Below are 24,189 nucleotides of genomic sequence, written 5' to 3'. Positions count from 1 at the left end.
AACCAACGCGGTACAAGACTTCTGGAGTCCTTAAACAGGCTCCTTTTTTATTTATATGACAGATTGTCAAACCAAGTGCGACAGTTCCTCTGTGAAAGATTCGTGAGCGGTTCTCCAACCCAAGCATTTTCGTGGTCTGTGGTTTATTAGATCTAGTGAACTGGCAAGATCTTCATCCTCGACTTGAGCGAGATCGGTGCCTTTCGGGAAAAACTCTCGAAGCAATCCATTCGCATTCTCATTGGAACCGCGTTGCCAAGACGAATATGGATCAGCAAAATAAACGTGCAGGTCATGGCTTGTTTCCAGATTGGCATAGCATGTTATGAACAAACACTCTAAACAGCGACCTATTGTAAATCATCACCATAAGATATCATTATTTTAGCCCGGTATCGGTTAGTATTAATCCACATTTACAGGCTCGATCACTTCGAATAAAAATGGATTACCATTTAAATATTCTCTTATGTATGCTTGGGCATACTTTTGTTCATCGATTAAACTGGTTGTTTCTCTTGGATCAGAGGCGTGATGGCAGCAGTTCTCGATCATGAACATGACAAAAAAACATTCCAGATCCCGAATATAGTCGGTTTCCAACTTCCTAATACTCTCATAACCTTGGATAAGCATCCATCGATGCTTTGGCCAAAGCTCCAATATGGTGCCTGCCATATCGTAGAGATAATATCCGTACCCACATCTTCCAAAATCAATTGGATAGGGTTGATTATCCTCAAAAACCATATTACCGGTATGTAAATCAGCATGAATGAGCCCATAGTTATGTTCACTTGGATGCATCGTGGTAAGTTGGGATACAACCTTCTCAGCTGCATCTTGATACAGCTTCCATCCCTCTTCGGATAAAAAACGCTCATAGTAACGTTCCAACTTAGCCATTTCACGTTTAAAACTTTCTACTCCCCAAGTAGGTCTTACAAAATCAGAAGGTGGATTGAAATCCTTTGCTGCTTCATGGAGCCTGCTCATCAATACACCTATATTATATGCGTGACTATCTGTAAATTCACCTACAACTTTTTCACCCTCTATCCATCGCATCATCGTTATATAAGGGCGCCTATATCCTGTCTCTGTTTCGATGTCCAATACATAAATACTATCACAATTTGCCATCCCTTCTGGTACTTTTAGATCTTTCGATTTGTTCAGTGCTTGTAACAGTAGGAGTTCCGAACGAATTTCCTCTCTGCTTAATCGGTCCGAATGAATGCGAAGTAAATAATTGTTATCTGTACTGGTTTCAATTTTATACGTGATCGTATCGCCGGATAGTTGAATAAACTGGATGTTATCCCATTCTACGTCATACTTTCGAATTGCAGATAAAGCGACTTTCCTTGCTCTGATTAATAACGCCCGCCGTTCTTCATCAGTATCAAATCTAAAAAAATCATTCATTTGTTATCCCCCTGCAATTTTTATGAAGTAAATTAACTACTTCTCTTATATGTTATTATAACGATAGTAAAAGCTTGGAAATATGTAATAAACAATTTAATTTAAACTATACTTACGACAGATTATCAAACCAAGTGCGACAGTTCCTCTGTGAAAGATTCGTGAGCGGTTCTCCAACCCAAGCATTTTCGTGGTCTGTGGTTTATTGGATCTAGTGAACTGGCAAGATCTTCATCCTCGACTTGAGCGAGATCGGTGCCTTTCGGGAAAAACTCTCGAAGCAATCCATTCGCATTCTCATTGGAACCGCGTTGAAAAGACGAATATGGATCAGCAAAATAAACGTGCAGGTCATGGCTTGTTTCCAGATTGGCATAGCATGCAAACTCCTTTCCCCGGTCAGCCGTGGCTGTGAGGAAAGTGCCTGTGGGATACTGTGAGATGGCTACACCAAGCGCAATTTCCATAGACAGAGCAGTGCGATCAGGCATGAGAATGGCGGTATATAGACGGGTTTTGCGTTCAATGAGCGTGGCTATGCATTCTTTACTTTTCCCACGACTAGATACGACGGTATCCAGTTCCCAGTGCCCAAACGTTTCACGAGAACGAACCTCTTGGGGACGATCCGAAATGGATCTGCCAATGGCAAATTTACCGCGAGTTTCTGCGGGTTTCTGACGCTTTCCTTTGTGCCGAAGAACCTGTAACGTGCCTTGAACCAGTCGACCTGCGTAGATCCAGCGATAGATCGTTTTGAAGGATACTGCTGGCAAGCCTTCGGTACGGAAGCGTTGATTGATCTGTTCCGGAGACCACGTTGCCTTCAGTTTTTCCTCCAGTGAAGCAGCTAAGGTGCTTGACCATTTACCTGAAGAAACAGAGGATTGACGACGCTTCTCATAAGCGTTCTGAGCGTGTTCTGCCTGATAGGGATACGATGAATTAGCACGATCTAGTTCGCGCAAATCGTGGACGAATGTCTCCCCAGTTCTTTTGCAATAGCTCTTGAGCTTTTGCCTTGTCTGTGGAGGATTTCTAGCTTGCTGCGTTCGATTATGCTAAGATGTGAATAACTCATGGACTGATTCTCCTTGTGTGAATGCTGGTGTGGTAACTTTCATTCTACACGAATCAGGCTGTGAGCCATTTTTTTTATTTCAGTAGGGTGTCGCACTTCATATTACAATTCGTCATATGTATAATAACTTATAATTTTCAGACCACACGCTTGTCGCCAGCAGGAACTATCTTACTCGTTAACTTAATAAGTACATCAATCCAGCAACTGCAAACAAACAGACAAATAATAACAAAGGATGTAATAGATATCAATAAATGTTTACTTTAGATCAATTAGAATCTCGAGATGTTTTTAACTAACCTGCCCGTTAGTTTAATGAATTGACGTACAAAATACCGATTAGATACACGCCTAATCGGCAATAGGAACATGTTCTTGTCCATTCCGGCAATCGGTACAAGTTCTTGTCCTTGGCTCGGGACAAGAACTTGTACCGATAAAACAAATAAGCCGCTAAATTAGCGACTTTCAATGGGACCATGTTCTTGTCCCTCGACAAGTTTCCACTACAAAGCAGAATGTCCTTCTCCAGCAATTCTCAACCACGTTTTAAAGAAGTTTTCACTAAAATGAGCTACTATCTTTTCTAACACCCAGAATAATGCGTTCTGATTAATCCCCCCCGAAATGCTCATTTGATGACCGACGATTTGGTCTGCAAAGTATTCAGTAGTATAGAGTATGTGCCATCCATCCCACTAGCTGGACTAACTTTACTACGACAACTAGAAAAAAGCCGCTAACTAATATAGCGGCTATCTCTCTTGCCTTACACTTTTAATAAAGCTTTGGCAGTTTATCCAGTGTAATGGCATAGTCACAATGATACGCGCTGCGTAGCTCATTATTGGTCGTGAATTTCTCCGTCTGACCAAAATCACGGGACCACGTCATAAACCATAACCATGGAATACGCGATTCGGATAAGTTTCTGATGCTCGGTATGGGTCCAATCTCCCCGATGGCAGCCAATTTGGGAGTCCGTGTGACGCCAGCCAGTTCCTCATACTCCTCACGTAAATCGGTATGTTGATGGGCCGGGGGATACATATCCCTGGAAATGATGTCGACCACGTCATCTCCAACATAACCTTCAACTAAAGGTGAGTTCCAAACCCAAATCAAATTATTCAAACCATGATCATACGTAAATCGCTTATACATCATACGGTACAACTCTTTCGCAATAGCTGGACCTTGACTCCCCCACCAAAACCAGGTGCCTTCCGCTTCATGAAAGGGTCTCCACAAGATAGGGATGCGTTTATCACGAAATTCCCGGAGAATATCGGCCATATGGTCCATATCGGACAACAAGGCTTTGTGTTCTTGGGTCCCCTCTACAATGGCTTTCCTCACATCATAATCTGTATGTTCTGTATAAAAACTTTTGTCCCGTCCACCAAGAGGAGAAAACCAATGCCATGTAAACGTAAGCAGTCCTCTTTTTTTCTCCGTCCACTCCCAAGCTTTTTGCAGTGTATCCCTATTTTCAGCGACTTCCAGCAAACACTCTTCACCACTATCGTCATAATTGATATTTGGAGAATAACCGAGGAGCTCAAATCCGCATAGCGCAGGCCATTTCCCTGTTACCTGATTAACGTAGTTCAATTCCTCTTGCGCCATGGTTTGTGTATGCTGTCCTGTAATGATGCCCTTTCCTTGAATCTCGCTCAAATAGTTAAGCACTGACCGTACTTCTTCCGATGCATTAGGATTGCAAGGTATCGTTTTCATCTTTGCCTGCCTTTCTGTCAATCATTGAATGGTTATTGACCACTCCATAGCTTAACGCGATCTTTCACATATTGACCAAAAGCCTCTTCCATCTCTTCTACTCCTGCTTTTTCCAATTCAGCCATGTACTCATCCCAGACTTTATCGAAATTTTCCGGTTTGGCCATGACAGCCTCAGGAACTCGTTTCCATGTGATATCCTTCATTTTGGCCATTAGAATTGTCGCCTGGCTATCGCTTGGCAGTGCAATATTGTACACCGCACCTGCCTTCCTTTCAGGAAACTCCTCTTCTTTCGGGAAAAGATCTCTCCAGTGCTCGACTTGGTAAGCAGCCAAAGCTTCTTTTTCGGGTGCACTGTAGGTGGCTGTCAGAAGATCACTGTTCGTTTTCGTAAAATAATTTCCTGTCGAGTCCTCAATGCCATCCCCATAATGAACCGAAAGGTTCCAATACAGGCCAAGACCGGATTCCTTCATGTAGCCACTACCTTCACGGTCCATCTTTTCTTGAACTTCCTTCGGTACAATTCTTTTTCCGTTCTCGACAACATAGTCTTGTCCCTCTATCCCCCAGTTCATCAGAATCTGACCTTCTTCTGAAGCGAGGTAATCCAAGAATTTGATGGCAGCTACCGGATCTTTGCATTCGCTGGAAATCGCTATTCCATATCCCCCATCAAAACCAGCGGACCAGAAATTTGTATCCTTATACTCATCAGACAAAGTTACTGGATAATGACCATAAGTCTGGTCAAATTTGCCCGCAGCTTTCAGTGCTTGTTGAGCATCTCCATAATCCCATGCAGGGTCGATCAGACCAAGCACACGACCGGATGACACTTTGGATTTGAACTGATCCGTCTTTTGCACGAAACTTTCCTTATCCAGTAAACCGATATCATTCATATGGTTCAACCAGCGGAAGTATTCTCTCTCCTCCGGACGTCGGAAATGATAGGTTACATCGAATGTTTCTTGATCCACATAGTATTCACCATCATCAGGCGCTCCTGTCGTAAAGAATCCCATGTTCGTCACCTGATACATATGCCAGTCATCCGCATTAACGGTGAGTCCGATATTTTTATTGCCGTTTTCATCTGTTGGGTGTTTAGCCAAATAGTCTGTAATTACCTTTTCATAGTCTTTTACTGTACGGATTTCGGGATAACCGGCTTCCTTCACAACACGATGCTGGAGTTGGAAGCCACCGTCGGCTTTGAACTTTCGTTCTTCGATGGCAGACCAGGTTGGAATTGCATAAATGGCCTGATCCTCTAAACTGTACTTGGCACGGACGATTTTATCGCCAAGCATTTTTTTAATATTGGGCGCATGTTCATCAATTAGGTCAGTTAGGTCAAGGACTGCTCCTACATCCACGAGCTTGCCCAGATCAGCCTTTGCAGCTATAAGATCGGGAACTTCACCGGTGGCAGCCATGATCGATACCTTTTGCACAGGGTCACCCACTGCGAATTCAGCATCCAATACGACGCCTGTTTTCTCTATAATGATTTTTCCTATGCGGTCCTTCATATTGTTCCAGTTAGGACTGCCATCCTCTGAAAAGTAAGTAAGCGTAATCGGATCCGATCCGTTTCCAGCGGCGGATTCCCCTCCACTGCTTCCACTGCAGGCTGCGAGCTGACTGAGTAACAGACCCGCTGAAAGTATCGCTGCCGTTGTTTTTCGGGTTCGCTTTTTCATCAAAACAAACACTCCCCATGATTCAGATTATTTAAGGTGAACAGGCCAATAACATATCGCTTGAATACATAGTCATTTACATTCAGTGTCTCATTAGCTCTTAACAGCACCCAGCGTCATGCCTTTAACAAAGTACTTCTGCAAGAAAGGATAAACAATGAGAATAGGCACGGTTGCAATGATGGTAATCGCCATTTTCACAGCGTCAGGAGACACCTGCGACATCAATTGAGACATGTTTTCCCCGCGTATATTGTTAGAATTCGTAGTCGTACTCTGAAGCACTTTCATAAGTTCGTACTGCAAGGTTGTCAGGGAATCATTTGACCCATTATAAAGGTACGTATCAAACCAAGAATTCCATTGCCCCACAGCAAGGAACAGGGCTACGGTTGCAAGTGCAGGCTTGGTAAGCGGGAGTATGACACGCCAGTAAATGGTGAAATCATTAGCCCCATCAAGCTTGGCTGATTCTTGCAGCGCATAAGGGATACCATCAATAAACGAACGGATGATAAATATATTGAAGGCGCTTACGAGTCCGGGCAAAATATAAACCGCGAATGTATTAATCAGATCCAGATTCTTAATAAGGATAAAACCAGGAATCAACCCGCCGGACACATACATGGTAATCGCCAGAAATACGGAAACAAAGCGTCTTCCCTGAAATTCTCTCCGAGCCAGTGTGTAAGCAACCATTGATCCACTTACAAGTCCCGCGAGTGTCCCTATAAGCGTTCGAAGAACCGATATTTTAAAGCCGATGATCAACCCTTCATAACTAAAGATGAGCTTATAATTTTCCAGAGTGAATTGTCTAGGAAAAATAGATATCCCACCCCGAACGGTATCCACGGAGTCATTGAACGAAATAGCAAGCACATTCAAAAAAGGATAAAGAGTCGCAATAGTGACAATGCCTATGAATACATAAACAAAGGTGTCGAATATCAAGTCTTGGGGAGATTTTGCGCCGATCTTCGGTCGTTTCGGTTTGACAGAAGAAGTTGTCTGCTGTGATGCTTCCATGTCTGTTCCTCCTCTTACATAATGCTCTCGTTAGCGAATTTTTTGAAGAGGCCATTCACGACGAACAGCAAAATCACGCTAATTACCGAGTTAAAAATACTTATAGCTGTACCGAAGGAATATCTCCCCATGGATAAACCATAATTCAACGCATACAGATCCAATACTTCGGAATAATCACTGACCATGTGATTGCCAAGCAAAAATTGTTTTTCAAATCCGATTCCAACGAGATGGCCAATCGACATAATAAACAGTACGATAATGGTTGGTCTGATGCCCGGGAGTGTAATATGCCATATTTGTCTTAATCGACTGGCCCCGTCGACTCTCGCTGCCTCATACAGTTCAGGTCCAATCCCCGAAATGGCCGCCAAATAGATAATGGCGTTCCAACCAGTCTCCTTCCAAACATCCGCCCCGGTCACTATTCCCCAGAACAAATTTCCCTTGGCCATGAATTGTATCGGCTTGTCTATCAAATTCAGCCCCAAGAGCAAATCGTTTATCGCGCCTCCGTCGGTTGACAGCATTTTAATGACGATTCCGGCGGCCACGACCCAAGACACAAAGTGAGGCAGGTAAGAAACTGTTTGTACGAAACGCTTCATAAACTGAACCCGCACCTCATTCAGAATCACGGCGAACAATACTGGAAACACGAATCCTGCAACCAGTCCCATAAGGCTCATGGCCAGCGTATTTCTTAGCACCAGATAGAAGTGTTCATCCTGAAAAAGTGCCTGAAAATGATCGAATCCAACCCATTTCTGATCGAAAAACCCTTTGCCCGGTCTGTAGTTTTGAAATGCCATCGTCCATCCCCATAAAGGCAAATACTGAAAAACAAACACCCAAATCACAAATGGAAATGACATCATGTACAAGTACTTTTGATTTTTGAACACTTTCCACTTTTGTGATTTTTTTTGTTGATGCATGCGAAACTTTTTCTCTTCTGTTATCGCTTTCATTTCATCCCCCCCTTTCTTCTCTCATCATAAAGCGATTGCAATTTTGGCAACATATCAGAGATCCATTACAATTTCATTCAAAAATCTATATTCTTTTCAGCAAATTCATTAATGTTTTCATAAAAAAGTGGTATATAAAAAGTCCTCTGCAGTTAGACAAGGCAGAGGACTTTTTAGGACTTTGAATATTATTAATTAAAAATTATATATTTACTTGATCTTCTCAATGAGCAGCTCTTAATTTGAACCACACACTGGTGTAATCTCCAGTAAGAGGCGGGATAATCAATCCTGCTTGCATTAAACGGTCCCCATGGAATGATCCCACTTGTCCACTCTCTCCACTCACCTCATACGTATACGTATGCTCCAAGCCTCTGAGCTGAAGAACATCCGTAGCAGGATTGGGCTTCGCTAACACTTGAAAATAAAATACGATCGCTTCACATTGATCTTCCGAAACAAACATCCAGGAGGTTTCATTGCCTTGAAAAGGACTTCGAAGTCTAAATAAATCTCCCTGTTGAATGAGGGATCGATGTTCCTTATACATGGCAACCTGTTCCTTCACCTGGATTTTCTCAGCATCGGTGAACTGGGTCAAATCAAGTTCATAGCCAAAATTCCCCGACATTGCGACGTCTCCTCTGAATTTAAGCGAGGTTTCACGGTGTACTTGATGGTTCGGAACGGCAGAGATATGAGCGCCGATGGTACTAACGGGATATACAAGGCTTGTTCCGTATTGGATTTTCAGCCTTTCTACGGCATCCGTGTTATCACTTGTCCACGTTTGTGGCATGTAATAAAGCATTCCGGGATCAAACCGACCTCCGCCGCTGGAACAGCTCTCAAACAAAATTTGCGGAAATGCAGTAGTCAATTTATTTATAAGTTCATAGAGTCCAAGTATATACCGATGTGCAATCTCCTGTTGATTTTCGGGTAAAGCCGCTGCAGAGCAGATTTCGGTCAATGGGCGGTTCATGTCCCATTTCACGTAGGAAACAGGTACATTGGCAAAGATATCAGCTAGTGCATTGTACAGATAATCACGGATCTCCGGCCGTGAAAGGTCCAGCACCAATTGCCATCGCGCTTCCGTCCGCCTGCGGCCTTCTGCGTGCAGACACCAGTCCGGGTGTTTTCGATACAGTTCACTGTCGGGTGAGATCATTTCAGGTTCAAACCATAAACCGAATTGCAGGCCTTGACGTTCAATTCGTTCAGCCAAGTCACGTAAACCGTTAGGGAGCTTTCGACGATCTTCAACCCAGTCCCCGAGAGAGCTGTTGTCGCTGTCACGTTTGCCAAACCAACCATCATCAAGCACCAACAGTTCAATCCCTAGTTGAGAGCCAGTTTCGGCAATGGCTTCAATCTTATCTGCGGTAAAATTAAAATAAGTAGCCTCCCAATTATTCACAAGGATCGGGCGCTCTTTATCCCTATGCACTCCGCGGCATAAACGGTTCCGATAGAGTCGGTGATAGATTCGGGACATGCCTCCGATCCCTTCATTCGAATATACCAAGACAGCCTCAGGGGTTTGGAAGGATTCGCCGGGAGCCAGCATCCAACAAAAATCAAACGGATTCAACCCGATGCCCAAACGAACGACTCCAAAAGTATCGACTTCTGCTTCAGCATGAAAATTACCGCTATACACCAAATTCACTGCAAATACTTCACCATGCTCCTCATCGGCACCCGGGCTAACCACAGCCGCAAAAGGATTGTGCTGATGACTGCTCATTCCGCGTCTACTCCCAAGGCTTGTACCTCCTGGGCCCAGCGACCTGCGCTGAAGCTGTGCTTCTCGTGCCCAGTGTCCCGCAAGGTATAATAACTCATAATTGCTCTTACCGTATAAATCGACATTGGCGCTAAGTGCACGTAAAAGTTTGACGGTACTCTGACCATTGTTCTTAAAGGACGCAGATCTGGTAATAGCCCCATCCATGAAGATGCTATATTGTAGAAAAACGGTCAATCCTGAATATGCATCCTCCAATTCCAGCTCCAAGGTATCTGCTTCATGATCCGACTCCGTGTACACATAAGGCAAACCTGCAATTCCCGGTTTACCGGCTCCTGTGGAATACCCTTTGTAGTGAAGCTCTGTGATTCGGCTTCCGTCTTCAAGCAGAACTTGATAGGCAGGCGACCTGAAATCACCTGCTCCATATTGCGGATATTCCTGAGGCATAGAATCTGGTTCCTTTTTTTCCAACCTCGGTACAAGGTTCTCTAAATTCCCTTTCTCAGACAACCGTTGACCCCAATATACCAATAATGGAAAACCGTCTATGATCTGAATAACATAACTGGTTACACGGGATTGCAGATGAAAAATATGCTGTGACTCGTCAATATAAATGGCCATTACACTACTCACTCCTGTTATACTGGTTTGTTCCTGCTCAATAATAAAATGAATGCTATTTCCATCTAGGACTGCCGTACAATCCCTTGGGAAGTTCATCCAGTGTGATCAAGTTGTCATGATTGTAGACTTTTTTCAAATGTTCCTTTGTATTCGTTTTTCCATCACGCAGAACATCGCCAGTCCAGGTATTGAAATAGCTCCAATGTGCACCGTATGTCTGCAGCAGATCAGGATCGGGAATCGGCCCATTTTCGGCGAGTGCCACAAGTTTCTTATGCTTGCTCAGAAACAAGAGCTCGTCGTACTTGGCAATGTTCGGGCTGTGATCACCGGGCGAATTATAAATGTCGACACTTACCAAATCCACCACATCATCTCCCGGGTACCACTCCTCCTTAACAGAGTTCCAAACCCAAATGAGGTTGTTTAACCCATGCTTCTTCGTCAATCGTTCGTACATTAATCTATACAATTTTTTGGCAGGTTCAGGACCTTTGGCTCCCCACCAAAACCAGCCGCCCTCCGCTTCATGCAGCGGTCTCCAAAGTACGGGAATATTGTGTTCCTGTAGCCGCTTCAATTGAGTAGCGATCGCATCAATATCCCGGATTAAAAGCTTGTAATCTTCCGATTCCGGATGATTCAGAGCATATTCTACATCGAAGGTTGTGAACTCTGTATTAAACCCCCGCCACCACTCGTGACCTGGTTCATTGCCGCCGATCCCTTTCGGCGCATTCCAGTGCCAGCTTAAGGAGACAATGCCTCCACGCTTGTACCACTCCATCATCTTTTCTACCTCATTCGAGGTGCTTCCGTTTTCCACACGGGATGGAGAATAATCCATCAAATCACTGGAAACCAGTGCAGGGTACTTACCAGTCTGCTGGTAGATCCACGTTGCGTCCTCTAGGGTTTGCTGACCTGATATAATTTTTTTTCCATACTGGTTGCTCATAAATTTCATTAATGCTTTGGCTTGCGGAGATGCTTTGGAGTTACTTAAGGGATCCATCTTTGTTTTTTGGGTGGATATGCTGGGTTCTACACGTTCAAGCTTGATATACTCAATGCCATAGTACCCCCACCCCCTTAATATTTGAATGGAGTTGTTACCGCTGTTCAGAAGCACCTTTGTCATCTTTTTTTCTGCTCGGACCGTCCCTGGCTTTGGCGCACTGAGCGTCAGCTCGCCGGCTCCCGAACCATTTACTTGGATGGAAGTCGCTTTATCCCCATTTCCTTCTGGGATGTAGTATCCCAAACTTAACTCATAAAGCCCATTTTCCGGTGCTTTAACCTGGAATGTAGCGCTTCCCTTCTGAGCTGTGGCCTTTTCATCCTCTTCAAAAAAATAAGAGATATAACCTGTACCATCATAGAGATCGTCCTCCGCTTTGGCTGTTGTCTCATCGCGTTTCTTGATCCCGTACCCTTTGATTGAAGCATCTTTGAATGTGGCAATTATGGCCTGGTTTTGATCAGAAGAAGTGTAGGGTTCAACAACAAATCCCGGTACCGTAATAGCTGCTTCCACCCTGGAATAAGTAAAACTCAACATGAGGATATACAGAACGAAAATGGCCGATCCAAACATAAAATAGGTTTTATTTGATGTTGAACATCTAATAAGCGAACCTGATTTTGCCTTCATTTTATTGCCTCCCCTCTGTTCATGGCATTTCTGTTATCGCTTTCAAATGATTGTATTCCCTCCTTTCGTATCCACTATATTGGCACAGGGACATCCAGGACATATCACAAATTTCAGATCCTTTCATTCTAAAATTATCTATGTTTTCAGAAACCCTCATTTCATTTCCATACTAATAACAGAAAACTCCCCTACTATTCGTTAATTCCATTAGTAGAGGAGTTTTGCTCATTCTTTTTTCTGATAGAAGGAAGGTGATCTTCCTTCCAGCTTTTTAAATTTACTATAAAAATAATTGACGTTTGAATATCCTACCCTTTCAGCGACTTCGTAAACCTTCATATCCTGAGCCAGTAATTCCTTCGCTTTTTGGATCCGTATCCGGTCAAGATATGCGTTAAAATATTCTCCTGTATAACTTTTGAAAAGTTGACCCAGATAGGAGCTGCTGTAATTAAACAAAACGGCCAGCATTTCTAATTTTAGGTTATCTCCATAGTGGCGATCTATATAATCCAGCAATCGCTTCATTTCATTGTCCTTGCTGTTATAATCTGCACATTGAGCCAGCCTCTCCATGACAACTGATATTCGGTCAATGAGATCCTGCATATAACGGGAATGATATACTTCAGCAAGAAATTGGGCCGGCTCGCCTGGATAACCACTCATAGACCAGACACGTGGATGGACTTTTCGAACCGTTTCATTGGCCAGGTAGAAGAAGCGGTCACGAATCTGCTTTTCCTCTGCTTGAGCAGCCACTTGCTGCCATGCTATTTCGTTTAAAAAAGAAGAGATCGCACTTGCATGTCCAACATCGACCAGGTAATGGAGCCTGAAGGCCTCTTCTTCTTTGCTAGATAGGGAAGATCCTGAATGTTGATCCGTTTCCTGTCGATAAGATTCTGGTGTTTCCTCGGTCAGGAGCCTTCCCCTATCGTAAAAGAAACTATGTTCCAAAAGAGATCGTGCCGTTTTGAAAGAATGAATGATGTCATCTAGTGACCGAACAGGCTGGCCCAACGCTACGTCCATTTCGAATCGAAGCTCTCCCGATAAGAGTTGAAGGTTCTTATAGAGTTCACTCCACCCTGCTTCGCTTACAGGAGAGCTGCCAAGCAGCAGGACGATGTACGGAGCGAAATATAATACGACTCCTTGACGTCCGGAAGCATAGGTTCTGCTCACCACATCCTTGAAATTCTGAATTTGTTCGCTTTCTTCTTGGTCCAGGCCAGAGAAGCCAATTAAAACAATTTGATAGGTTGTCCAGTTCACTTCAAATGAGTTTGACCATTCACTCAAAAGGGAATCATCTAACGCATGTTTACCGGTTAGTAATGAGTAAAGTATCCATTCTGGCGTATTTGTTTGTTGTAACAGGCTTTTTTCGTGCACCTTCGAGAGCTGTTCGTGAATCTTTTGGAGAGATGCCGACAGTTCTTCCTTGTTCACCGGTTTCAACAGATAAGCATCGACGCCGAATTGAAGGGCCTGGCGTGCATACTCAAAATCAGCATAACCACTGAGAATAATAACATGACTGGGCCAGCCACGGTGGCGGATTTCCTGAAGGAGTTCAAGTCCGTCCATTCCCGGCATACGGATATCCACCAACAATACATCAGGAATCGTTTTTTCAAATATCCGAAGCGCTTCATTCCCACCAGCTGCTGTTCCAATCACTTCGAACCCCAATTCCTTCCAAGGTATTAACGTTTGCAACCCCAACCGTAGTTTGGGTTCATCATCAACAATGATCACTGAAAACATAAAGTTCGACCCTCCTTCGGTATGCAAAATGTGATACAGGTGCCTTTCTTCTCTATGCTATTGATGGTGAGCCTTGAAGCTGTACCGTAGGTGAGTTCCAATCGGTCATTTACGTTACGAAGACCAATACGATCCCCTGACTCATCGGAGCCCGTTAACTGTTTTTCTAGCTGGCTCATTTTCATGGGTGAAATACCTGCGCCATCATCGTGGATTTCGATCAAAAGCATATCCTGATCATTAAACTTAGTACGAATAGTGATCAGCGTTGGGCCCTCTTTGCGATCTAGCCCGTGGACGATCGAATTTTCAACCAAAGGTTGAATGATCAGCGGTGGGATTTCTATCTGTTCGGTTTCCGGATCGATTTCCATACTGTATTGAAGCCGGTCTTCATATCGAAATTTTTGAAGTTCCAAGTAACAACGTACCATATTCAACTCATCCGATAACGGAATCTGACGGCTTCCGACCTCCAAACTGTTTCGGAGTAACATGCTTAGCTGCCATACGGCTTGGGCCAGCCCCTCTTCCCCGCGAAGATGAGCTTCCATTCGGATGGATTCAAGTGTATTAAACAGAAAGTGGGGATTCACCTGACTTGCCAGCATCTTGAATTTGATATCATTTTGTTTTTGTAATAATAACTGTTTCTGCTGATTGCTTTCTTCCACTTCAAACATCAGTTCACTGATCCGGTGAACCAGATCATTGAATTGCCGAGATAGTTGTCCAATCTCATCTTTTCCGTCGAGGTCTAGGTATGTATCCCAGGATACCGTGCCTACTCGGGACATATGTTTACTGAGTCGGAGCAATCTTCTTGCTATAAAGGATGCGGAGATATAAACAAGCACTATTGCAATGATTAGACATCCACCTATCACCAAAGTAGCCAAACGTATGATAGCGTTTGCATCTTGTAGAATGTCCGATACCGTAAAAACGGAAATAATGCGGAATCCATTCCAGCTGTTTTGAGGAGTTACGTTTGCTATGACCACCTTGGATTTCTTTCCATCCATGACAGCTTCGTAGCTGCCCTGGGTTTGAGACATCATGTTGCTCCCCCCGTGAACAGAAGCGAGGTTCTTACCGTAAAGATCTGGCCGATTGGCCGCAACAATATGGTTGTTGTCATCAACAATCATCGTGGAAAATGTCTCCTGAGACAGAATTGAATTCAGTAAATCAGAATTCACGTTAATAACCAAAACACTCTCATCTTTCAGATTATCCAGATTGATTTTTCGAACAAGGCTCAGGTAATGTTTTTGATCACGCTCATCCTCAATGTAGCCCCAACCAGCCAGCCCCTTTTGACTTAAGGCAGACTTGAACCAATCTGACTCTTTTGTTCGGTCATCTGGCTGCATAAATTCCCAGTTATTAAGCATGGTTGGATTGTCCGTGTATAACCGTATTGACTTTATCTCTTTATACAGCCGCATATAATCTCGAATGTCCGTGTATTGACGATAGGTTTGAATAATTTCGTTATAGCTTTCATAACTTCGGCTGACTATAGATTTCATCCGGTTATCATTGGAGAGTTGATAGGAAATATCTATGGATACATTGATTACCTCCTCTGTTCTTTTTTGGACACGTTCTACGTTATTCGTTGCTTGCTCAAAGGCGTTCAGGATCATGACTTCCCTCAACTTGCTTGTTAGATAGATACCACTTACTAAAAGCGGGAGTACAGCCACCGTTATAAATATCAAGGACAGCTTACTTTTAAGCCTGATGTCATTTAGTCTTCGCATAAAACGCATAGCACGATCCTCTTTCCTACATTTAGTTCTCCTTTTAGCATAAAACCAAATGTACTCTTCTCTTTTTAGATAGTCAATGAACATTTTCAAGAAGAGAACTCAAATAAAGTCCGAATTGATCAGATATCATTTTAAACAGCCAGCACGTGAATTTGATGAGAATCTCATCTAATCTTGTCCTCAGCATGGGACAAGGATTGGTTCCTTAAAACAAAAAACCAGCTAATACTTGTCAAGCATTTCAGGTCTTTTTTTGTGTTATACTTTTTCCAAGTAACACGAAAAAACTCCACGGCTATGGAGTTTTTGGTTAAATATAGGTTAAACTTGGTTGGGCTGGCCTTTCTGCAAGATGGCGAAAATGTGATGCAATAGCTTGTTTGCGCAGGCGATCAAGACCACCTTGTAGGGCTTACTTTCGTTTCTTTTTCTGGTAGTACGAACAAATTCTTGAATTCGTTTTTCTCCGTATACCGCATTGTACAGCCAAGTACAGCGAACGTCGAAGTCTTTTTGAACCGCGTTTTGTTATTCGTGTGCTTGTTGCTGTAAACTTTCCTGAACTAAAAATCCTAGGGTCAGGACCTGCAAACGCCACAAGTTGTTTCGAATCGCTAAACTGCTTGACATCACCCATTTCAGCTACAATAGCTGCCGCCAATTTTATGCTAATTCCCTGGATGCTTTTCACAAGTTCGACTTCGGGTAAGCTTGCCGCCATCTCCTCCATATGCTTTTCGAGCTCGTCCAGTTGCCCAATCATCGTCAGAAATAAAGTGACCATCCCGAGTAGCGCCTGGCTTTGAGATGGACTACGCCGAGTTTCTCTCCAGTCACACAGCACTTCCTCCAGTTTTCGACTTTTTCAATTGTCCACCGCTTGGAACCAGATTGTCGTGTGCCTTCTTGAATCACTTCAATCGAATTAGTTGTACCTCCCTCTAAACAACGGGTCGGCACCGTCAATGACGTGACCGAAAACACATTCGAAACTACCTCCTCATATCTTGGAAACACTTGCTAGAGTAGCGCTCTGCTGTTCAACTTCGCCTGAACCAAAATTCCTGTAACGAATTCATGCTGCCGGGTCAAATGCTGCAACTCCATATACGTCTCGTCCCAGGTTCGGTGTGGTTTCACTTCACCACGATAGTACATTTCAGTCAGGTGCCAGGCATCCAATGCATCCGTTTTCACTATGCGTAACTTTGCTCCTTTAGCTCGTTTGGATTAACGGATTTACCATGTAGTAGGTGTATCCACTTCCATCCAAAAAAGAAACCAATGCGCGGTGGTAATGCTCTGTCGATTCCAGAACCACTACCTGAGGAATACCGTTTCAGCTTGAAGGGTTTCCAGCCATTCTGTGAATTGTTCAAATCCCCTTGTTTCATGCACAATCTCTACTGCTTTACCATATGGCTCGTTTCGAGTCAAAAACGCTTGCGCCACAATTGAACATTTAGCAACATACACCCCAACAACAGGCTCCATCCCTTCACTCCTTGTTTTAGCTTTGCCGGCTCTTTCCACGATGGTTCCAAATCCATAGCTTCGCTTGTTATACGAGGTCTAGCGCTTCTACCAGCTCAAACATGGTTTTTTGGATGTCGTGGGAGAACAGTTTTTTGTACGAGGTTCTCTCCCCTAAAGCCGCAGCGTTCTCACGGCTCCCCCCATCGTAAAACGACCATAAAAAAAGGCCAACCAGAACTGGCTAACCTGATAATACGAAAGCAGCTAAAATAGCGAATTCAATGGGTATATGTTCTTGTCCCTCGACAGTTATGTACAAATAGAGGCTTTCTGTCCTCTATAATCAACTTTCGCTCGTCTGTTCTGGTGAACATGGTGAAATTCCAGAATCGTTGAGATCGGGCCGGGTGAGGCTTACTCACCCCATCCTTTTCAATTTCTATATTATCCATTACGCATATCTTAACTAATACAAAATGCTTCTATCTTGAAAGAAAATTTTGTTGAATCCACGATCCAAAATTTAAAGTATACTTCCTAGATCCAGATATATTTCACTTTTTTAATACCTAGCTGGTTGTGTTTAACCTCTCATCGTGTCAGTTGTTCCATAACAATGTGAACATTTTCATGTGTTACGGTACTTAATCAGGTTTTAAGTGATATGCTCAATGTTTAGATACACGCCTAATCGGCAATAGGAACAAGTTCTTGTCCTTGGCTCGGGACAAGAACTTGTACCGATAAAATAAAAAAGCCGCTAAAATAGCGACTTCAATGGGAGCATGTTCTTGTCCCTCGACAATTAATTCCTTTTATACAACCGTTCTTTTTCTAAAATGCTCATTTCCCACAAGTTCCAAAATTCGTTGTCAACTTTTCGTGCTTCTCGAAGTAGTCCTTCTTTTACAAACCCAGCCTTCTCGTAACAAGCAATCGCGGGAAGATTAAAATCAAATACTCCGAGGCTGACTCTGTGTAATTTCAATTGTTCGAAAGCGATATTTAAAACCTTCTGTACCATTAGTTGCCCAATGCCATGTCCTTTCAGGTTTCTTTCCCCAACTAAAACCTTACCTAATCTCCCCGAATTGTTTATTCGATCAATCGTTAAATTGATATGCCCAATAACCTCTTCATTTTCTTCAAGTACCACCCTATAAATTAGTGTATCGTTACTGATATAATTCTCTAATTGTTGTTCTGTTAAAGGGTAGCTAAACGTTCTTCCTCCCCATTGAAGCATAAATTTCGGCGAATCAATCCAATCGATTAGTTGCTTAAAGTCGATATGTCCGAAGCGTTCAAGTTTGATCACAACAATCTACCTTCCTCAATGGTAATGACCCGTAACATGTTCATTCGTATCTTGCAGCATCTTGGCAAGCACCACGATCTGCCCCGCATGATATCCATAGTGTGCCGACACCTGTATAAGCAGACGGCCGATTACTCTTGTATCATAGGTTTCATCGGCAGGGGCATCCACTCGGTGCATTCGGTTCCAATCATCGCGGTCATAGCGAATGATGACCTCCCGAAATAAATCATCGTTCGATAAAGCAGATAACACTTCTTCCGATTCAGAACGGGTTTTCCGTATTAGACTAATCAGCTCTTCTTTTGATGTTCCCTCGTCCATCGTAAATTCGCGAGTACGCTCCCGGATGAACGGCTTGTTTCCGATAGCGCTCACAAAATTCTGATATTCGTTGCCTGCCAAATGCAAGATGAGATTCCCGATGCTGTTCATGGAATCCTTCATTCTAGTCCAAATGAGTTCATCACTTAGCTGATTCAAGCTCTTCTCGATTCGGTCAAGCTGCTTGTTCATATCTTCCATGATGTATTTAGTCAGTTCAATCAAAGGAATCCCTCCAACTTTCATGTAGTCGCAGATTAGCTTCAAACGTTACATGCGCGAATTCTCCAACGCGGATGGCGATATCCGACTCTGTCGGTGCAAAATCCCGTGTATAGAGGTCAAACCCTGGCTTTGGGTCGAACGTAAATAGGTGTGTGTTGCTAATAGAATATTTTTTCGCAACGGCGTAAAGCTGACGAAGGCGGGTGAACAAATCTTGCGGCATGCTCGTGAGATCCAACAAAAAACCGGATCCCCGCAGAGAAGAAAGGCGGCACAGACGCATCGACGCCAATTCGGAACGCCAGGAAAGTCGTGCCGAAAAACAAACAAATCAGCAAATAATTCACGTTGATCATCGTTTTTCCCCTCCCATATGCTGTATTATAATCGCAAGCGAATAGAACAGTCGGCTCGAGACAGAACAGATCGACGGGATATCCGATAAACTATTCATAAGCAAAGGGAGGGGTTCGCGGTAAATACACGATCGGTTGATTGACTTCTTCGAGGAAGTTCTCTTGTTACATAAGCCATAAAAAAATTCGCCCTACTAATGATACGGCTCACCTCGCATGACCTTAAACTAACCTTCTCGGGTACCGCCAACTGAAAGGCCAATCGGTACAAGTTCTTGTCCCTCGACACTAACTGTATCAAAATAGCGACTTTCAATGTTCCTCAACTGACATCGGTAAATCCAATTGCATCGTTTACGTTCCCCTTTTCCTACTCATTTTACCGAGGAAGCGATTGCTTTAGCTAAATCGTTGAGCGATAAACTGGGGCTTGGCATTGCTTCCTTGGAGTTGATAATGCTGCATCCCCCGAATTTCCTTTCGGCGTGTTTTCAAGGTTTTATCATCATTTATCTGTATTTTTTTGTGCATGAAAAAGCATCTACAGTGACGGTGGCTGTAGATGCGACATTGGTATTGCTATTTGATTTCAGAGCGGCTAAGCGCAGTTGCAACAGATGGACGGAGCCGCTAAGATGAATACCCCCGTTTTAATTCAAATCGTTATGGGACACTATCCTGAGTTGTCCCATGCATTCGTTTTAATGAAATGCGGTTGACAGAATAGATTCAAGGCTTCGTGCTGGACGACCAGATAATTTTTCAATATCCCCTGTAACGATATCGAAATCTCCAGTAGAGAAGTTTTGCTGACTACTCACAACTAGATTGATAATTTCTGCTGGAAGTCCCCCTTGCTGAAGCTGATCTCGTAGCGTCTCAACTGGTACTGATATAAATGAAAGTGGTTTACCGCTAGCTTTCGCGATGAGTTCTGCACGCTGTGCACCTGTTAGGCTTTCTGGTCCAGTTGCGTTATAAATTGCTCCATCGTGATGATCGCCGACTAGCAAACCAGCTGCTGCAGCGGCGAGATCATCGCGCGAAACGAATGCGACTTTGTTTTCAGTGATACCTGGAAGAACGCCATGAGTTAACGACATTTGCGCATCCATGATGAGAAACTCTGCATAGTAGTTCATGCGCAAAATACTCCATTTGCTTGCTTTACGCATCAAATGCTGTTCACTGACAAAGTAGTCATATGCAATGTTCGATTTTTCAGTGTTGCGCACGCCTGTAGATGAAATAAGGACAATGTGTGGAACGCCGGCTTCTACAGCTGCATCAATAGCTGCAATAAACTGTTCTGAACGACGACCAGGTATTACTTCGGACGACGGAATAAGCAGTAAGCGATCCAAACCTTTGTAAGCCTCGATCAGCGAAGATGGTTGATCGTAATCACCGAAACGCCCTTCAACGCCATCAATAGCAATTTTCTTTGGAGTACGAGTGATTGCTACAACGCTATGTTGTCCAGCCGCACGCTCCAATAATTCTTTTACCATTACTCCACCCAACTGTCCACTAGCACCACTTACACCAATTTTCATGATTCAATTACCTCCTATTTATAATTATCTCTTTTAAATCATTTATGGAACATAAAGAATACATACAACAAGCGAAAGAATGGTTAAGAATCTAATCATCAAATTTGACCATTCTCTTACCTCCTCGATTAACACCTTTCGCTTAGGCAACACTTGTTGTAAAATCAATATAGCAAGTTGGATATCTATAAGCAATCAACATTATTACAGATTTATCGCTTATCCAACATAGTGATAAAAATGTCTAAGAAAAGGTGAGAGTTTTATGGAAAAACAAGTCGATCCCCGTACTCTTCGCACCCGAAAGCTCATTATGGATGCATTTTTAGAGTTATCGACGAAAAAGGATTTTAAAGACTTCACAATTGGGGATATTACATCTGCTGCAACGGTTAATCGCGCAACATTTTATAATCATTTCATTGACAAATATGACTTGCTTGAAAAAGTGTTACGTGAAAGCATGATGAGAGATGTCCTTCAAGAAGTAAGTACGCATGAGGTCATTAACGAAGAGACGATTAGGGCTATTTTTAACTCGATTATTAAGTTCCAAACAATGATTAGTAACCAATGTCATCGAAGTTATGAAGCATTTACACCCCAAATAGAAAGGATCTTTAAAAATGAACTCCAAGCCTTTTTTTCAGAGTGGACACGAAAACAATGGTCTAACCCAAACCGAATAGAAGTAGAGACTTTTGCGGTGATGTTAAGCTGGTCACTTTATGGGGCTGCAATGCATTGGATGCAAGATCACACGACAAAACCAGAAGATTACGTAAAGCAAATATTGCATTTCATAAAACTAGAATAACTCGGATGAAGAAAATTTATATGCATGAAAAAAGCATCTACAGCGGCGGTGGCTGTAGATGCAATTAAGTTAATGATAATATTGTCTGGTTACAACACAAAACACTTAACAAACTTGATACAAATTACTTATTCATGAGCAGTACTGTCACATCTTATTTCGTACCATCAATATTAGGCATTCCACATGCGTCGAAGTTGCCTAAGCACCAGCCTGAAATTGAGCATTATCGTTTCGACATTCATCACAATTCTCCGCTTTACCACTACTTGTGATACGGTTCTCCGTAATTAATTTTCAACTAAACTGCCCAGTAGTTTAATGAAATGAAGGAAAAGTTTCTTACCTACACCAATATTCCTAACCTACGACAGGAGGGTTTGCTTTAACTGAATAACTGTACTTCTTAGTTCTTTCTCTTGTTCCAAGTATGCACATAGCGCTTGAATAACCGACCTCTTTGACTCAGTCTGATCAATCTCGCTATTCAACAATTGAACAATCTCTTGCAATTCCTTACGGCGCTCTGCCCCACCCTTCCATGCCTCAATGATAGAAATCACTCTGCCGAGCAACTCTTCGGTAATCCGTTCTTTTTCACCATCCCAGTCGTTTGAGCCTGAATGAATAAATGTTTCATATGCGCTTTTCTCAAGCAGTCCGTTCGAACCTGACTTGGACATGTGGTTGACTAGCGCATCTATCTTATCAACGATAAACCAAGCTGTATCCTCAACGGACAATAGATTCTCTTCGGAGATGACGCGCTGCAGATAATCTTTTAGAATTGCTCGGTAAATAAAGATCAAATCCCAGAGATACGGTTTGATTCTATGACCATAGACTTCTACAAGCCATGATCTGTGCCACTCCATCATTCGCTCACGAACGTGGTTCCTCAATTTGCGAAAAGTTTCGTATTGCGTAATCGGTAGTTCAATGAAATCCACCATAATATGACGATATTCCATGAAATACTGAAAACGAAATACGATCTGATCCACAAGTCGCTCCTGAGGGCTTCCCGTTCCGATATCTTTCAAACGTTTAGCCTGATCAAAATAGGCCAATTGGCATTGGTCGAAAACCTCACACAATAAATCCTCTTTAGAAGGGAAATATTTGTACACGGAGCCCTTTGCTATGGAACAGTCCTGGGCAATTTCCTGAATGGATGTAGCCAGATAACCTTTTTCTTTAAACATCTTAGAAGCCGAATAAATGATATCTTGCTTCGTTACGCTCATGCTCATGCATCTCCTCTTGACAACGTTAAACCCATAGTACAATATTATGAACACAGAGTCAAAAACTTTGCGTTCATATATTTGAACTAACAGTCAATGATGAACAACCTGAAACTGGAGTGTGATTAACATGAAAGAGCAGTTATATCAATTTTCTAAAACGGCCTTAATCGTAATCGACTTACAGAAATGGATCGGAAACCAATACGCCCCTCATTCGGCAGAACAGGTTGTCGAACGTGCCTCTGCCATGGTTCAAACTTTCCGTGAGGCAGGTGCTTTCGTTGGACTCGTACGCGTTTCTTCGAAAGATTTCAAAGACATGCCTCGTCCCCTGCTGGATCAAGAACCTCCAGCGATCAAACTGGTGCCTGGTTGGGATGAAATTGTGCCTGAAATTGGAGTCACTGCTAACGACCATCTAATTACTAAACGTCAGTGGGGTGCATTTTACGGGACGGATCTGGATCAACAATTGCGCCGGAGAGGCATTACTACGATCGTACTCTGCGGAATTGCTTCAGGGATCGGAGTTGATACAACGGCGCGAGAAGCATTTGCTCATGGGTACCAGGTAATTTTTGCGATCGACGCCATGACCGGATTCAGCGAGGCAGAACATGAGCACGTAAGCAAAGTCATCTTCCCACGTATCGGCCGAATCCGCACGACCGACGAGATTCTCGCTTGTGCAGCACTTCAAACATAGATGCACATCAAAGGACTTAATCGGTGAGAGGTATTTTAACAATCACGCATCTGAAATGATACAAAGTTACTTTTCTACGACACTGGTCTTTTCAAGTTAAAGCAAGCGCACGCAACAAACAAAGTGACTTTGCTTTAACTTTTCTAAACTGTTGGCTCTTAAAGCACTACCTAATCTTAGTTGGTGCACTAGTTCATGCCACTTTACCTACTGGAGTTTGACATCTGTTACATGAACAGAGCTACCCTATGTCTGCTAAAAACACTGATTATTTGAGCCATTAAATAATTTAAACGTCCATCGATAATAAAACTGCGTACTATTTATCGGATTTTGTCCATGACTTATACACTGTTATACCTTTTAAGCTTAACAAAATCATCTAATCGTTCAGATTGTTTTATGACTAAAGGGTTTGCAAGCCCATATAAGTTTACTAATTTATTTAGGGACTGTCTCTCTTGTTCCAAAGTGCTCATATCTGAATTTTTAATCATAATGATTCACCTAAATATATCCTATCGGTTTCTGCTCAAATTATTGACTTAACCATATGAACAAAAATTCAATAAAAAAACAGTCCGGCGCAGCCAT

At 42.9% G+C, this 24,189-nt stretch carries 16 protein-coding genes and 4 pseudogenes; 2 read left to right on the top strand and 18 right to left on the bottom strand.

Annotated elements, in window-relative coordinates:
* Positions 1 to 66 precede the first annotated feature (66 nt).
* The 16 genes and pseudogenes from AB4111_RS11515 to AB4111_RS11440 form a co-directional block, all read right to left on the bottom strand.
* Positions 67 to 324, bottom strand: a pseudogene (locus AB4111_RS11515) (IS30 family transposase); the annotation flags it as partial.
* 81 nt (positions 325 to 405) lie between these two features.
* Positions 406 to 1,428: a phosphotransferase enzyme family protein gene (locus AB4111_RS11510; RefSeq protein WP_442031714.1), complete on the bottom strand. Its 1,023-nt coding sequence runs from the start codon at positions 1,426 to 1,428 to the stop codon at positions 406 to 408.
* Positions 1,429 to 1,553: 125 nt separating this feature from the next.
* Positions 1,554 to 2,509, bottom strand: a pseudogene (locus AB4111_RS11505) (IS30 family transposase).
* A gap of 780 nt (positions 2,510 to 3,289) precedes the next feature.
* Positions 3,290 to 4,252, bottom strand: coding sequence for a glycosyl hydrolase (locus AB4111_RS11500; protein ID WP_442031713.1), 963 nt, complete (start codon positions 4,250 to 4,252; stop codon positions 3,290 to 3,292).
* Positions 4,253 to 4,284: 32 nt separating this feature from the next.
* Positions 4,285 to 5,964: an ABC transporter substrate-binding protein gene (locus tag AB4111_RS11495; protein ID WP_442031712.1), complete on the bottom strand. Its 1,680-nt coding sequence runs from the start codon at positions 5,962 to 5,964 to the stop codon at positions 4,285 to 4,287.
* Between the two features lie 93 nt (positions 5,965 to 6,057).
* Positions 6,058 to 6,996 carry a carbohydrate ABC transporter permease gene (locus AB4111_RS11490; RefSeq protein WP_442031711.1) on the bottom strand — a complete coding sequence of 313 codons (939 nt, stop codon included), beginning with the start codon at positions 6,994 to 6,996 and terminating at the stop codon, positions 6,058 to 6,060.
* A gap of 14 nt (positions 6,997 to 7,010) precedes the next feature.
* Positions 7,011 to 7,970, bottom strand: a complete 960-nt coding sequence (locus tag AB4111_RS11485) for an ABC transporter permease (protein ID WP_442031710.1) — start codon at positions 7,968 to 7,970, stop codon at positions 7,011 to 7,013.
* Positions 7,971 to 8,193: 223 nt separating this feature from the next.
* Entirely contained in the window at positions 8,194 to 10,356 is a 2,163-nt protein-coding gene (locus AB4111_RS11480) for an alpha-galactosidase (protein ID WP_442031709.1), read from the bottom strand.
* A 55-nt stretch (positions 10,357 to 10,411) separates the two neighbouring features.
* The gene (locus AB4111_RS11475; protein ID WP_442031708.1) at positions 10,412 to 12,013 is read right to left on the bottom strand and encodes a glycosyl hydrolase; all 1,602 of its coding nucleotides are present in this window, start codon (positions 12,011 to 12,013) and stop codon (positions 10,412 to 10,414) included.
* Positions 12,014 to 12,241: 228 nt separating this feature from the next.
* Positions 12,242 to 13,789, bottom strand: coding sequence for a response regulator transcription factor (locus AB4111_RS11470; RefSeq protein ID WP_442031707.1), 1,548 nt, complete (start codon positions 13,787 to 13,789; stop codon positions 12,242 to 12,244).
* Positions 13,777 to 15,567, bottom strand: coding sequence for a sensor histidine kinase (locus AB4111_RS11465; protein WP_442031706.1), 1,791 nt, complete (start codon positions 15,565 to 15,567; stop codon positions 13,777 to 13,779). Before AB4111_RS11465 ends, AB4111_RS11470 begins: the two co-directional genes overlap by 13 nt.
* 321 nt (positions 15,568 to 15,888) lie before the next feature.
* Positions 15,889 to 17,061: pseudogene (locus AB4111_RS11460) on the bottom strand (IS110 family transposase).
* A gap of 787 nt (positions 17,062 to 17,848) precedes the next feature.
* Positions 17,849 to 18,361 carry a GNAT family N-acetyltransferase gene (locus tag AB4111_RS11455; protein WP_442031705.1) on the bottom strand — a complete coding sequence of 171 codons (513 nt, stop codon included), beginning with the start codon at positions 18,359 to 18,361 and terminating at the stop codon, positions 17,849 to 17,851.
* Positions 18,362 to 18,376: 15 nt separating this feature from the next.
* A complete protein-coding gene (locus tag AB4111_RS11450; protein WP_442031704.1) occupies positions 18,377 to 18,910 on the bottom strand; it encodes a DUF1572 family protein in 534 nt (177 codons plus the stop codon).
* A gap of 236 nt (positions 18,911 to 19,146) precedes the next feature.
* A pseudogene (locus tag AB4111_RS11445) lies at positions 19,147 to 19,266 on the bottom strand (DMT family transporter); the annotation flags it as partial.
* 701 nt (positions 19,267 to 19,967) lie between these two features.
* Complete coding sequence (locus AB4111_RS11440) at positions 19,968 to 20,822, bottom strand: SDR family oxidoreductase (protein ID WP_442031703.1); 855 nt, start codon at positions 20,820 to 20,822, stop codon at positions 19,968 to 19,970.
* A 265-nt stretch (positions 20,823 to 21,087) separates the two neighbouring features.
* Between AB4111_RS11440 and AB4111_RS11435 the strand changes: the two genes are divergently transcribed.
* Entirely contained in the window at positions 21,088 to 21,639 is a 552-nt protein-coding gene (locus AB4111_RS11435; protein WP_442031702.1) for a TetR/AcrR family transcriptional regulator, read from the top strand.
* A 365-nt stretch (positions 21,640 to 22,004) separates the two neighbouring features.
* Here the strand turns inward: AB4111_RS11435 and AB4111_RS11430 are convergent, their stop codons facing one another.
* On the bottom strand, positions 22,005 to 22,886 hold the full coding sequence (locus AB4111_RS11430) for a TetR/AcrR family transcriptional regulator (protein WP_442031701.1): 882 nt from the start codon (positions 22,884 to 22,886) through the stop codon (positions 22,005 to 22,007).
* Between the two features lie 130 nt (positions 22,887 to 23,016).
* On the opposite strand from AB4111_RS11430, the gene AB4111_RS11425 reads away from it, so the two are divergent.
* Positions 23,017 to 23,595: an isochorismatase family protein gene (locus AB4111_RS11425; RefSeq protein WP_442031700.1), complete on the top strand. Its 579-nt coding sequence runs from the start codon at positions 23,017 to 23,019 to the stop codon at positions 23,593 to 23,595.
* 344 nt (positions 23,596 to 23,939) lie between these two features.
* Here AB4111_RS11425 and AB4111_RS11420 read toward each other — a convergent pair whose 3' ends face one another.
* Complete coding sequence (locus AB4111_RS11420; RefSeq protein ID WP_442032753.1) at positions 23,940 to 24,074, bottom strand: Spo0E family sporulation regulatory protein-aspartic acid phosphatase; 135 nt, start codon at positions 24,072 to 24,074, stop codon at positions 23,940 to 23,942.
* Between the last annotated feature and the right edge of the window lie 115 nt (positions 24,075 to 24,189).

It is taken from the genome of Paenibacillus sp. 2KB_22, assembly GCF_052115745.1.
Lineage (GTDB): Bacteria > Bacillota > Bacilli > Paenibacillales > Paenibacillaceae > Paenibacillus.
Note: the sequence above shows the minus strand (reverse complement) of the source record. Positions and strands in the feature narration are given on the sequence as shown.